13 protein-coding genes are annotated in these 12,594 nt (G+C 74.4%); 8 read left to right on the top strand and 5 right to left on the bottom strand.

The features are described 5' to 3' along the window. Positions 1-16 precede the first annotated feature (16 nt). From C7C46_RS35195 to C7C46_RS21425, 5 genes are all read right to left on the bottom strand, one after another. The gene (locus tag C7C46_RS35195) at positions 17-172 is read right to left on the bottom strand and encodes a hypothetical protein (RefSeq protein WP_181442453.1); all 156 of its coding nucleotides are present in this window, start codon (positions 170-172) and stop codon (positions 17-19) included. 171 nt (positions 173-343) lie between these two features. Further along, a complete protein-coding gene (locus C7C46_RS21440) occupies positions 344-1,240 on the bottom strand; it encodes an acyl-CoA thioesterase (protein ID WP_245984661.1) in 897 nt (298 codons plus the stop codon). Positions 1,241-1,328: 88 nt separating this feature from the next. Next, positions 1,329-2,594, bottom strand: a complete 1,266-nt coding sequence (locus C7C46_RS21435) for an MBL fold metallo-hydrolase (protein WP_110671507.1) — start codon at positions 2,592-2,594, stop codon at positions 1,329-1,331. 303 nt (positions 2,595-2,897) lie between these two features. Beyond that, entirely contained in the window at positions 2,898-3,350 is a 453-nt protein-coding gene (locus tag C7C46_RS21430) for a MaoC family dehydratase (protein WP_110671506.1), read from the bottom strand. 46 nt (positions 3,351-3,396) lie between these two features. Further along, positions 3,397-3,849 (bottom strand): pyridoxamine 5'-phosphate oxidase family protein, encoded by a 453-nt coding sequence (locus C7C46_RS21425; protein ID WP_110671505.1) that lies wholly within the window; start codon positions 3,847-3,849, stop codon positions 3,397-3,399. A 164-nt stretch (positions 3,850-4,013) separates the two neighbouring features. Between C7C46_RS21425 and C7C46_RS21420 the strand changes: the two genes are divergently transcribed. From C7C46_RS21420 to C7C46_RS21385, 8 genes are all read left to right on the top strand, one after another. Then, entirely contained in the window at positions 4,014-4,862 is an 849-nt protein-coding gene (locus C7C46_RS21420) for a hypothetical protein (RefSeq protein WP_110671504.1), read from the top strand. A gap of 101 nt (positions 4,863-4,963) precedes the next feature. After that, on the top strand, positions 4,964-5,623 hold the full coding sequence (locus tag C7C46_RS21415) for a hypothetical protein (protein WP_146259165.1): 660 nt from the start codon (positions 4,964-4,966) through the stop codon (positions 5,621-5,623). Next, positions 5,617-6,660, top strand: a complete 1,044-nt coding sequence (locus C7C46_RS21410; RefSeq protein ID WP_146259164.1) for a hypothetical protein — start codon at positions 5,617-5,619, stop codon at positions 6,658-6,660. Before C7C46_RS21415 ends, C7C46_RS21410 begins: the two co-directional genes overlap by 7 nt. Before the next feature lie 69 nt (positions 6,661-6,729). Next, entirely contained in the window at positions 6,730-7,449 is a 720-nt protein-coding gene (locus tag C7C46_RS21405; protein WP_110671501.1) for an SAF domain-containing protein, read from the top strand. Then, positions 7,449-8,870, top strand: a complete 1,422-nt coding sequence (locus C7C46_RS35190; RefSeq protein WP_181442451.1) for a CpaE/TadZ family protein — start codon at positions 7,449-7,451, stop codon at positions 8,868-8,870. Before C7C46_RS21405 ends, C7C46_RS35190 begins: the two co-directional genes overlap by 1 nt. Beyond that, on the top strand, positions 8,860-10,719 hold the full coding sequence (locus C7C46_RS21395; protein WP_245984659.1) for a TadA family conjugal transfer-associated ATPase: 1,860 nt from the start codon (positions 8,860-8,862) through the stop codon (positions 10,717-10,719). Before C7C46_RS35190 ends, C7C46_RS21395 begins: the two co-directional genes overlap by 11 nt. Beyond that, complete coding sequence (locus C7C46_RS21390) at positions 10,719-11,651, top strand: type II secretion system F family protein (RefSeq protein ID WP_110671500.1); 933 nt, start codon at positions 10,719-10,721, stop codon at positions 11,649-11,651. Before C7C46_RS21395 ends, C7C46_RS21390 begins: the two co-directional genes overlap by 1 nt. Beyond that, on the top strand, positions 11,648-12,538 hold the full coding sequence (locus C7C46_RS21385; RefSeq protein ID WP_146259163.1) for a type II secretion system F family protein: 891 nt from the start codon (positions 11,648-11,650) through the stop codon (positions 12,536-12,538). The genes C7C46_RS21390 and C7C46_RS21385 overlap by 4 nt, the downstream gene beginning before the upstream one ends. Positions 12,539-12,594: the final 56 nt, after the last annotated feature.

The raw sequence follows: 12,594 nt of genomic DNA, 5'->3' as shown, positions 1-12,594 counted from the left end.
GGCGGCCGGTGCCCGGTCAGCATCGGCGGCGCAGCATGGCCGGTCCGTAGAAGAAGATCGGCAGCAGCACGGCAGGGCGGCAGTCGCACCGGGTGCCGGCCGGCGTGGTCGCCGTGCCGGCGTTGTTGATGCCGGGGTGGCCGAGGCCGGGCGCGACCGTCTGGACGGACATGGGGCGGGCCGCTTTCGAGCCGAGGAGACAGAGCGCCTGTCAGCATGGCACACGAACTGACCTGCCGTCACGCCAGGTGAACGGAGTGTAACGCACCCTCACCCGCCTGGGTGAGGCGCCGTCAGGCACCCTGCCCGACGCCCCGTCAGCCGACCCCGTCAATCGACCCCGTCAGGCCTGCCGGGGCGCGGCCGGGCGGCGTTCGCGCAGCAGGGTCTCCTGGACGGCCGAGGCGACCAGGGTGCCCTGCTGGTCGTAGAACTCGCCCAGGGCCAGCCCGCGGCCGTCGGAGACCGAGGGGCTGCGCTGGGCGAAGAGCAGCCACTGGTCGGCGCGGAACGGGCGGTGGAACCACATCGCGTGGTCCAGCGAGGCCAGTTGGATCTTGGCGGGCTCGTTGCGCTGGAACCGGTGCGGCTGGAGGTGGAGCGCGGTGGTGGAGGCCAGTGTCAGGTCCGACAGGTAGGTCAGTGCGCAGACCTGGAGCAGCGGGTCGTCGTCCGGCAGCGGCGTCCCGGTGCGCAGCCAGACGAACTGCTGCGGCACGCCGGGGCTCTGCGGCGGCAGTCCGGGCGCGTCCGGCGGGATGAACCGGATGTCCAGCGAGCGGAACGCGGCCGCCTTGCGGAAGTCCTCCGGGTCGGCGGCGGCCCAGGCCGGGAACGGGTCCGGCAGTTCCTCGGGGCCCGGCACCTCGGGCATGGTGCGCTGGCGGTCGCCGGCGGACTCCTCGGCCCGCTTGAAGGAGGCGGAGAGGGTGAAGATCGCCTCGCCGCGCTGCACGGCGACCACCCGGCGGGTGGCGTAGGAGCGGCCGTCCCGGATCGGCTCGACCTGGTACACGATCGGCCGGGTCGGGTCGCCGGCCCGCACGAAGTAGCTGTGCAGCGAGTGCACGTGCCGGCCCGGCTCCAGCGTGCGCCCGCCGGCGATCAGTGCCTGGGCGGCCACCTGGCCGCCGAAGGCGCGCAGCGGGGCGCCGGCATGGCACTGGCCGCGGTACAGGTTCTCGTCGAGTTCCTCGATGTGCAGCAGGTCGAGGAAGTCGGCGGCGGGGGCGTCGGTCACGGCGCCATAGTGACAGAGAGTGGTCCGGACTACAGTGACGCAGGTTACTGAGCGGTCGCTCAGTAACCTGCGTCGACCTGACAGCGGCTCAGGCCGGCACCCCGTCCTCCCGGTCCACGTCCACATCCACGTCCGGCACCACCGCGGCCGGCACCGCGCCCACCGGCGCCACCGGCTCCACACCGACCGGCTCCGCACCCACCGGCTGCCCGGCCGGCGTACCCACCGGCAGCGCCGTCACCGCGCGCCACCAGTAGTCCGCGGCAGGCGCCGCCGCGGGCTCGAACGGCACCCCGAGCCGGGGGACCACCACCTCGGCGCCCCGCTCCCGGGCCGCCGCCAGGGTCCGCTCGACCGGCTCCTCCCACGGGTGCGGCGCGAGGTTGAAGGTGGCCCAGTGGATCGGCAGCAGCAGCCCGCCGCGCAGGTCCAGGTGGGCCCGCACCCCCTCCTCGGGGGTCATGTGCACCTCGGGCCAGAACGGCGAGTAGGCGCCCACCTGGACCATGGTCAGGTCGAACGGCCCGAGCTCGGCGCCGATCCGCTCGAAGCCGGCGAAGTACCCGGTGTCCCCGCTGTGGAAGACCCGGTGCCCGGCCCCGGCCACCGCCCAGGAGGCCCACAGGAAGTGGGTGCTGGTGCGCGGCCCGCGGCTGCAGTAGTGCCGGGCGGGGGTGGCGGTCAGGGTGAGCCCGGCCACCTCGGCCGACTCCCACCAGTCCAGCTCGGTGATCCGCGCGGCCGGCACGCCCCAGTGCTCCAGGTGGGCGCCGACCCCGAGCGGGACGCAGAACTGGGCACCGCTGCCGATCAGCGCCCGGATCGAGGTCATGTCCAGGTGGTCGTAGTGGTCGTGCGAGATCACCACCACGTCCACCGGGCCCAGGTCGGCCAGCCGGATCGGCATCGGGTGCAGCCGCCTGGGGCCGATCCCGGGGAACGGCGAGCAGCGCGGGCTCCACACCGGGTCGAAGAGCACCCGGCGCCCGTCCAGCTCGGCCAGCACGGTGGCGTGCCCCAGCCAGCTGACCCGCAGTCCGGAGGCGGGCGCGGCGGCCAGTTCGGCCGAGCTCAGCGGGTGCACCGGGATCGGGCGGGCCGGCAGCCGGCGCTCGCGCGGCCCGGACAGCTGGGCCCGGGTGACCTCGAAGGGGGACCGCTCGTAGACCAGGCGACGGGTCGGCACGGGGTTGCGGAAGGCGCCGTCGGCGAACTGGGGGCTGCGCCGGATCCGGTCCAGCCGGGCACCGGTCGGCTCGGCGCCGAACGCCTCGGTGCGGACCCGCCGCCAGCCGGCGGCCGCCAGCTCGCGCAGCCGGGAGACGGGGGACGCGCTGGGGACGGAGCCGGACACGGCACCTCCTAGGAGCGGGGACGGCAGCGGCACCACACCGAGCGGGCACCCGGCGCCGCCGGGGCCCGCTCGAATACGATCAACACCTGATCGGGAGACTACCGGCCCGAACCGGCCCCGGCGCGGTGGATCCGCCGATCAGGCCCGGGTTCGCGGTGCCGCGTCAGGTCCGACCTCGGTGTACTGACGCGTCAGGTCCGGTCCCGGTTCGTGGTGCCGCGTCAGGTCGGATCTTGGTGTGCTGCCGTGTCAGGTCCGTTCCCGCAGCGCGGTGCCCCGGGCCGACCGCGCGTCAGCCGGTGCTCAGAGGTAGAACCGGGTGATCGTCTCGGCCACGCAGTGCGGCTTCGGGCTCGCCTCGCTCACCACGGAGAACCGGACCACGGCCTGCCGCCCGCCCGGCACCTCCTCGACCGAGAGCAGCTCCGCGGTGGCCCGCACCGCCGTGCCCACCGGCACCGGCGCCGGGAACCGGACCTTGTCCGAGCCGTAGTTGACCGCCATCCGGACGCCGCCGACGCTGTAGCACTCCTTGGCCAGCAGCGGGATCAGCGACAGGGTCAGGTAGCCGTGCGCGATCGGGCCGCCGAACGGGCCCGACTTCGCCCGCTCCGGGTCCACGTGGATCCACTGGTGGTCGCCGGTGGCCTCGGCGAACAGGTCCACCTGCTGCTGGGTCACGGTGTGCCACTGGCTGGTGCCGAGCTCGGTGCCGACCGCTGCGGCCAGTTCGTCGAGGCTGGCGAACTCCGTCATGCTGCGCTCCTTCGAGGGGCAGGGCTGGTTGGCTCGGAGCGTAGCCCTACTCGCCGGTCACCTGACCGTGGGGTAGCGGGTCGCGCACCGCCGGCGGGTGCAGCCGGCGGCCGGTGAACAGCTCGCTGGTGAGCCGGACGAAGACCGGCTCGCGCTCGGTCACCCAGCTGCGCGGGCCGCTGCGCAGCAGCTCGGCGTGGGCGGCCGGGTCGCGGACCACCGCGGCGGTGCCGTGCACCACCACCGACCAGCCGGTCCGGCTGTGCTCGTCCAGCCGGTCGGCCTGGAAGGCGCAGACCATCCCGTCCAGCACCCGCAGCACCGGTGAGCCGGGCAGCAGCGCCAGCACCAGCCGGCCGCCCGGCTCCACCTGGAACGCCACCGGCACCACCCGCAGCAGCGCGTGCTCGGTGTACACCACCCGTCCGATGGGCACGGTGCTGAGCAGCCGCAGGCACGCGGCCTCGTCCAGCTCCTCGATACGGTCCACCTGGTCCATAGGGACGATGGTGCGCCCCGAGCGGGCCGGCCAGTAGGGCCCATGGTCCCGGAAGCACCGCGGAGCAGCGGATGAACAAGAGCTGCGCAGTAGCGGAAGAACGGGGTCCAGTCGCCGGATCCAGTGCGACGATGGCGGCGGATCCATTCAGGAGGGGTGCGGGCATGGTGGAGACGTCGGGCGGGGTGGAGCTGGTCCTGATCGGGGCGGACGGCGGGCCGGAGCGCGGCTTCGGCGGCTCGGCGCTGGCCGGCCGGGGGGCCGAGGTGCTGGCCCAGGCGCTGCCGCCGGTGGCCTTCGACGCGGGCAACCGGGCCAGCCGGGTGAGCGTGGTGCCGCCGCGGGCAGACGCCAACACGATGCTCACGGTGCTGCGCGACGCGGCCCGGCGCGAGGGGCGCTGGCTGGTGGTCGCGCTGCTCGGGCAGCTGGTGCTGGATCCGCGCGGGCGCCGGCTGGCCCTGGTCACCGCCGACAGCACCCCGGACAACGCCTACCGGCGCGGGCTGGCCTGGGACTGGGTGGTGTCGACCATGGTCCACGGCGGGCAGGAGGAGTCGCTGCTGCTGGTGGACCTGGTGGCGGCGCCGCCGGTGTGGGAGGCGCTGGCGAGCGGGGACCACGGGGCGGCCGAGCTGCTGGCGCACTCGCGGGTGCCGCTGTGGGGGCGGGTCGGGCCGTGGGCGGGCGGGCGGCGGGGGCGCTCGGCGATCCTGCCGGGGGCCGAGGGCTCGTTCAGCTGGGCGCTCGGGCGGGTGCTGGAGCGCGGGGTGCCGGGCGCCCCGGCCAGTGTCGGGCCGGCCGAGACGCACCCGGCCGTGGCGGCCGAACTGGCCTGGGGTGATCTGGCGTCAGGAACCGAGGCCCGCCTGCTGGTCCCCCCCTCGGGTGGTCGGCTGCGGCTGCGCAATCGGGCCGCCGTGCGGGGGGCGTTGGCCGGATTGTCGGTTTCCGAAGAACTGTTGGCTGTCCTTTGGCGCGAAAGCGCCCCAACGGATCCGGCTTCCGACTAAGGTCAGGGCCAACACGTTCACTCGAGGCGGAACTTTTCTGCCAACTTCGGCCAGCTGTCGGGCAATCGCGACTAGGTGGGGCTATGGGCCGGTACGGGGCTGTGTCACGCCTGCGGGCGCTCTGGGTCGGTGCGGTGGTTCCACTCATCCTTTTTCCGGTGGCCGGCTGCGGGCAGGCGGGCGGCGCCCAGCACCTTTCCGGGATCAGTGGTGCCGGTGGTGCCACTGGGGATTCGGTGAATTCGGGGATTTCCGCGGCGCCGGGTGATTCCGCGGCGCCCGGTGGGGGTAATGGGACGGGCGGCGCGACGGCCGGGGGGGCTCCGGCGCCGACCGCCGGGGCCGAGCAGGCCGTCGGCCGGGTGGTGTTGAGTACCTATCAGGACTGGTGGGCGGCGCAGGTGAAGGCGTATTCCGGGGAGGACCCGAACGGGGCCCAGGTCCGGGTGTACTCCAACGGTCTGGCGCTCGCCAACGTGCTGCAGAGTCTGGCCGGGCTGCGTGACGCCAAGTTGGTGATGACCGGCCAGCCGGCGATATCCCCCCAGGTCACTTCGGTCGATCTCAATGCCTCGCCGCAGAGCGCGGTGATCGAGGACTGCGTGGATGTCACCGGGTGGCACCAGAGTGATCCGGCCACCGGGTCGGTCAAGGACGCACCGCAGCACCTGACCCGATATCGGGCCAAGGCGGTACTGCGGATCAATGCCGGTTTGTGGAAAGTGTTCGAGTTCAACCGTGAGGCGGGCCGGACATGTTGAGGACAATGCTGAGCCGGGCGGGACAACTGGTGCTGGCGGGCGGGATGGTGGCGGCAGCGACCATCCCGGCGCAGGCGGCGGGCCCGACCGGGGGGATCAACCAGTGCGTGGTGCTGGCGATCTGCATCGAGATCGACCAGCCGGGCAGCAGCGGCTCGCCGGGCACCACCGGCGGCGGCAGCGGCGGCTCGGGGGGCGGCGGCGGCCCGGCCAAGCCCTGCACCTGGCACGGGGTCGACTACCCGTGCTGGGACCCGGACCGCGGGTACTTCGTCACCGACACGACCAGCAAGTACGCCGGGTGCTACCTCCAGGCACTGGACCCGCAGCCAAATCCCGGGGACCCGCTCTGGCAGGGCAAGACCCTCGGCTCGGTCTACATGGCCACCTGCTACGACGCGAACAACAACCCGCAGGCGGCTTTCACCGACGTGATCGACAAGCCGCCCTACGTCGGCGGCCCGGCTCCCACGCCCGGTCTGGTGGCCCAGATGGCGATCAAGAAGCTCCAGTTCGCCCGCCCGATCGAGCACGTCGACCCGAAGACCGGGCGTACCCTGGTCGGCACCGACGCCTGGCTCTGGTACGAGCGCGGCAAGAACGACGCCGAGTTGGCGATGAACGTCGGGCCGCAGAGCCAGACCGTCAACCTGGACACCATCAGCGTGACCGCCACCGCCACCCTGACCGAGGTGGACTGGGACCTGGGCTACCAGGAGGGCGGCAAGGAGAAGGTGGTCACCTGTCTCGGCGGCAAGGGCCCCGGCACGCAGTTCGTGCCCGGGCAGTCCGACAGCAACCACCCGCCCGCCGACGCCTGCGTGGCCAGGTTCGGCGAGCTCTCGCCCGCCGGCGGCGCCCCGCCGAGCACCGCGCCGAAGCCCACCGCCTCCGCGATGGCCGGCGGCGGGTTCTGGGTGGTGGCCACCGAGGTGTGGACGGTGAACACGGGGGTCACCGGGTGGGACGGGATCACCTTCCGGGTCTCCGGAGCGCCGGTCCAGGTCCAGGTCAACCAGCTCCAAGTCCTCAACTGACCTACCGTCAGCGCAGAATCCGAAAGACCGTCAGTCCGCCAGGAAACGTCAGGAAAGGCCGAACGTCCGATGGAGAACCGCACCGTCCCGTCGCCGACCCTCGGTACGCCCGTCGCGCCCGGGCGGGGGGAGGCGCGCCCGGTCGCGCCCACGCGCTCGCTGCGGGCCCGGCGGCGCCGGCCCGGCATGGTGGCCATGGCGGTCGCGCTGATCGCCGCCGGCGGCCTGGGCGGCGCGGTCCTCTACAACAGCACCGGGCAGCGGATCGCCGTCCTGGCGCTGGCCCGTGACGTGCCGTACGGGCAGCCGATCACCGCCAACGACCTGGTGGTGGCCCGGATCTCCAGCGATCCGGCGCTGGCCCCGATCAGTGCCGCCGACCTGAACCGGGCGGTCGGCCTGCGGGCCACCACCGACCTGCACCGCGGCACCCTGCTGCTGGCCAGCGACGTGACCGGTGCGGTGGTGGTGCAGCCCGGCATGCAGGAGGTCGGCCTGCCGGTGCACACCGCCCAACTGCCTGCTGCCGGACTCCAGGTGGGCCAGCACATCGAGATCGTGCTGATCGGCGACCAGAGCGCGGTCGGCTCCAGCGCCACCATGAACGCGGTGGTGGCCCAGCTCGGCAAGGGCGGGGACAGCCAGGTGATCGACGTGGCGGTGCCGGTGGCCGACGCCACCCGGCTCGCCAACTGGGCGGCCGCCGGCCGGTTCCAGATCCTGCTGGCGCCCAAGGCCGCTGCCGCACCGGCCGGTTCGCCCAGCCCGAGCGGGTCCGGGAGCTCCTGATGGCGGTGATCGCGGTGACCGGCGGCACCGGCGCGCCGGGCGCCACCACCTCGGCCCTGGCGCTGCTGCTGGCCTGGCCGCTGGCGGACGGGCGCAAGCTGATCCTGGTCGAGTGCGACCCGGACGGCGGGGCGGCGCTGGCCGGCGCGCTGGAGGGCCGGGTGGAGGCCGTGTACGGGCTGCGCAACCTGGCCGTGGCGGACCGGCGCGGGATGCTCGCCGAGGCGCTCTGGGACCAGCTGATCGACGTCTCGCCCAAGGGCCAGGGGGAGCGCCTGCTGCTGCCCGGGCTGACCGACCCGGCCCAGGCGGTGGGCCTCGCGTACACCTGGGAGCCGCTGGTCGAGGCGCTGCACGCGCTCGAACCGGCCGGCTACGACGTGCTGCTGGACCTCGGGCGCAACGGCGCCACCGGGACCGGGGCGGTGCTGGCCCGGCGCGCCGACGTGGTGGTCGCCACGGTGCGCAGCACGCTGCGCGGCCTGAGCTCGGCCCGGCCCCGACTGGCCGCGCTGCGCGAGGACTTGGAGAGCGCCGGGACCGGCGCCGACGGTCTGGGCATCCTGGTGGTGGCCGAGGGCCCGTACCCGGCACCGGACGTGAGCCGGCAGCTGGGCCTGCCGGTGTTCGGGGTGCTGCCGTTCGCGCCGCGCACCGCCCGGGTGCTCTCGGACGGCGGGGACAGCACCGACCGGCGTTTCCTGCGCTCGGAGTTGATGCGGACCGCGCGCACCACCGCCGACAAGGTGCTGGAGGCGGTGGCCCGGCGGCGCGAGGTGCTCGACCCGCGTCCCGCCCGCCCGGCCGAGCCGCGGCCGGAGCAGTCGGCGGCCCAGCAGCAGGCGGGCGGCTACCAGGAGTCGCGGCTGCGGGAGGCGCAGCCGCCGCTGGACCAGCCGCAGGCCTGGGGCGCGCCGCAGCAGGGCGGCTACCCGGCGGCCGGGGCGGCCTGGGGGCACCAGCAGGCGTACGCGCCGCCGTCCGGGCAGGTGTACGAGCCGCCGGCCCAGGGCGCCGCGCCCGCCTACCAGGGCGCCACGACGTACCAGCAGACGGCGTACCAGCAGCCCGAGTTCCAGCAGTCGCAGGTTCAGCAGCAGCCGGTCAAGCAGCCGGAGTACCAGGGTTACCGGTCGCCGACCGGGCCTACCCGGCCGGCCGAGCCGGCCGCCGCGGAGACCGCGGTCTCCGCCAACTCCGCTGCCTCCGCTGCCTCCGCCGGCACCGCTTCGGACGGCGGCCAGGCATTCGCCTCGCCGGTGGGCCAGGTGTTCGTGCCGCAGACCGGCCCGGTGCAGGTGCGGCCCGGGGCCGCCCAGCCGCCGCTGGCGGGGATAGCGCCGCACCCGGCGGCCCCCGAGCCGTTCCCGGCACCCGCCCCCGACAACGAGACCCAGGGAGAGGTGCTCCGTGCGCGGTAGTCCGATGCGGGACCGGCCGGCGGAGTTGCCCGAGGAGCCGGAGCCCGACTACCTGGTGCCGGGTCCGGTGCGCCCCTCGGCCGCGCCGGCCGGCCAGTTCGCCGGGCCGGTACCGAACGCCCAGTTCGACCGGGTGACCGGTCAGTTCAACGAGCCGGCCGGTCAGTTCGCCCAGCCGACTCCCCAGTCGGCCCCCCAGCCCGCCCAGTTCGCCCAGCCGACTGGCCAGTTCAGCCCGCCGCCCGGTCAGTTCACCCAGCAGCCCACCCAGTTCGCCCCGCCGCCCGGCGGCGGTCAGCCCTGGGCCGCGACGCCGCCGCCGGCCTCGGCCGGCGCGGTGCCGAGCTGGGTCGCCCCGCCCGCCGCCGCCCGCACCCCGGTGCCGGCTGCGGCCGGCGGTGCGGTGGCCGGTACGGCACCGACCTCGCTGCCGGTGCTGCCCACCCCGCCGACCCCGGCCCCGCCGGCGATCGACCCGCAGGTGGCGCGCGAGCTCAAGCGCCAGGTGGCGGCCGAACTGCACCAGCAGCTCACCAAGATGACCAACGCCACGCCGGGCTTGGAGATCGACCGGGCCACCCGCCGCCAGCGCGGCCGGGCGCTGATCGAGGAGGTGGTGGCCCGCTGGTCGGACGCCTACGCCCAGACCCACGGCGCCGCGCCCACCCGCGAGCAGGACCGCGCCCTCGCCGAGGCCGTCTACGACCTGCTGTTCCGGGCCGGCCGGCTGCAGCCCTACCTGGACGACCCGGAGATCGAGAACATCCTGATCAACGGCTGCGACGACGTCTGGGTCTCCCGGGTGCACCAGCCGCTGAAGCAGGTCCCGCCGGTGGCCGACTCGGACGCCGAACTGATCGAGCTGCTCCAGGACCTGGCCCGTCAGCACGGCGGCGGCGAGCGCAGCCTGAACACCGCCAGCCCCACCCTCGCGCTGCGGCTGGAGGGCGGGATGCGGCTGCAGGCGATGACCGAGGTCACCCCGCGCCCGTACGTGGCGATCCGCCGCCACCGGGTGGCCTCCGCCACCCTCGCCGACATGGTCCAACTCGGCACCGTGGACTCCACCCTGGCCGCCTTCCTGGCCGCGGCGATCCGGGCCCGGAAGAACGTGATGATCACCGGCACTCAGGGCGTCGGCAAGACCAGCATGCTGCGCGCGATGGCCGCCGAGATCCCGCCCGACGAGCGGATCGGCACCTTGGAGTCGGAGTTCGAGCTCTGGCTGCACACCCTGGGCCACCTGCGCCAGGTGGTGCCGATGGAGGCCCGGGAGGGCAACGGCGAGCGGATCGACGGCAAGGCGGCCGGCGAGCTGTCGATCGGTGAACTCATCCCGGCCGCGCTGCGGATGACGCTCTCCCGGATCATCGTCGGCGAGGTCCGGTCCGGCGAGGTGGTCCCGATGCTGCGCGTCATGACCAACGGCGAGGGCGGCTCGATGTGCACCCTGCACGCCCGCGGCCCGCACATGGTGGTGGACCGGATCGCCGAACTCTGCCTGGAGTACGGCTCGCACATGACCGACACGCTGGCCTACCGGCTGACCGCCAACGCGGTCGACCTGATCGTGCACGTCAGCATGGTGGACGAGACCGCGGTCGGCGGGCGCCGGCACCGGTTCGTCTCGCACGTGCTGGAGGTCACCGGGCTCGGCGAGAACGGCCGTCCGGCGCTGAACACCGTCTTCGGCCCGCGCCCCGACCTGGGCGAGCCGCGCGGCGTGCCGCACACCCCGCCCAACTGCCTGGACGACCTGCGCCGGGCCGGCTTCGACGCCGGGCTGCTCCAGTCGGCGTACGGCAGTTGGCAGGCGCCGCTCTCGCTGCGGATCGGGGGTGTCCGCTGATGCTGCTCTTCGCCCTGTGCGGGCTGCTGGTCACCGGCGGCCTGGTGGCCCTGGTGGTCGGACTGCGCGGCACCGCCGAGCAGCCGCACGCGCCGAGCCCGCTGGCCGGCCGGCTGCACGTGCTCTGGTACGGCGCGCCCGGGACCCCCGACCCGGGGACGGTGCGGCTGCGCCGGATCCAGGTCGCGCTGAGCCTGCTGCTGGGCCCGCCGGCCTGGCTGTTCAGCGGCATCCCGGTGACCGCGTTCCTGATCCCGATGCTGGTCTTCGGCCTGCCCTGGCTGTTCGCCGCCACCCGCTCCGACACCCGGCAGATCGTCCGGCTGGAGGCGCTGGCCGACTGGACCCAGCGGCTGTCCGACGTGCTGCTGCTGGGCACCGGCCTGAACCAGGCGCTGATCACCTCCCGGCGCACCGCGCCCGTCGCGCTGCAGCGCGAGGTGGAGGAGCTGGCGGCCCGGCTGCAGGCCCGCTGGCGGGTGGAGGACGCGCTGCGGCTGTACGCCGACGAGCTGGCCGACGCCACCGCCGACAAGGTGCTCGCCGCGCTGCTGCTGCGGGCCGGGGACAGCGGTCCGGGCCTGGCCCGGGCGCTGGCCGACATGGCCGACTCGGTCCGCGACGAGGTGCGCCAGCGCCGCCAGATCGAGGCGGACCGGGCCAAGCACCGCACCACGATCCGCTGGCTGGTGATGATCATCCTGGGGGTGGTCTCGATCGGCTCGTTCAACGACCGCTACACCGCCCCGTACCACACCCTGGTCGGGCAGGGGGTGCTGGTGGTGCTGTCCCTCTTCTTCATCGCGGTGATCGCCTGGATGCGCTCGATGGCCGCGGGCAAGCACCTGCCCCGGCTGCTGGAGGCCGACCGGCGCAGCAAGGTCAACGTGCCGGCCGGGCCGGAGCCCGAACTGGCCGAGGAGGTCCGGTGATCGTCTCTCCGTGGGCAGTGCTGGCCGGTGCGGTGGCGGCCGGCGGGCTGGCCCTGCTGGTCACCGAACTGCGGCCCGCGCCACCGGACCTGGGCCGGGCGCTGGACCGGCTGCACCGCCAGCCCGAGGTGCACCAGCTGGCCGAGCAGGCCGCGGCCGAGCACTGGTACGACCGGCTCGGCGACCGGGCGCTGGCCTTCGCCGGCTCCAAGGTGCCGCTCAGCTCGCTGGCGCTGATCGGCCGCACGCCGGCCCGGTTCATGGCGCACAAGCTGATGTTCGCGCTGCTCGGCCTGGTGCTGCCCGGCTACCTGTCGGCGATGGCCGCCCTGGTCGGCTTCGACTCGCCGGTCGCGCTGCCGGCGGCGGTCGGCCTGGCGCTGGCGGCGGCGGGCTGGATGCTGCCGGACCTGCTGGTGCAGGGCGAGGCCAAGGAAGCCCGGATCGAGTACCTGCACGCGATCGCGGCCTACCTCGAACTGGTCGCGCTGGAGCGGGCCTCGGACCACGGCCCGGCCGAGTCGATGCGGCGGGCCGCGGCGATCGGGCGCGGCACGGTGTTCCGGCGGATCCAGGAGGCACTGGAGCGCGCCGCCACCGACCGGGTCCCGCCCTGGGAGGGGTTGGGAGCGCTGGCAGAGGAGTTGGGGCTGAGCCCGCTGCAGGACGTGGCGGACATCATGCGGATCTCCGGCACCGACGGTGCCGCCGTGTACGACACCCTGCGGGCCCGCTCGAAGGCGCTGCGCGACGAACTGCTGGCCGCGGACCTGGCCGAGGCCGGCACCAACAGCGAACGGATGGTGGCGCCCGGCGCAGCGCTCACCCTGCTGATGACCGTTCTGATCGTCTACCCCGCGCTGTACCAGATGCTCCATGTGTTCTGAGTCTCCGTCCGGCCCACCGGACCGCCGTCCCCCGCATCCCCCGCATCATCCGAGGA

It is taken from the genome of Streptomyces tateyamensis (genome assembly GCF_003205575.1).
Classification (GTDB): domain Bacteria; phylum Actinomycetota; class Actinomycetes; order Streptomycetales; family Streptomycetaceae; genus Kitasatospora; species Kitasatospora tateyamensis.
Note: the sequence above shows the minus strand (reverse complement) of the source record. Positions and strands in the feature narration are given on the sequence as shown.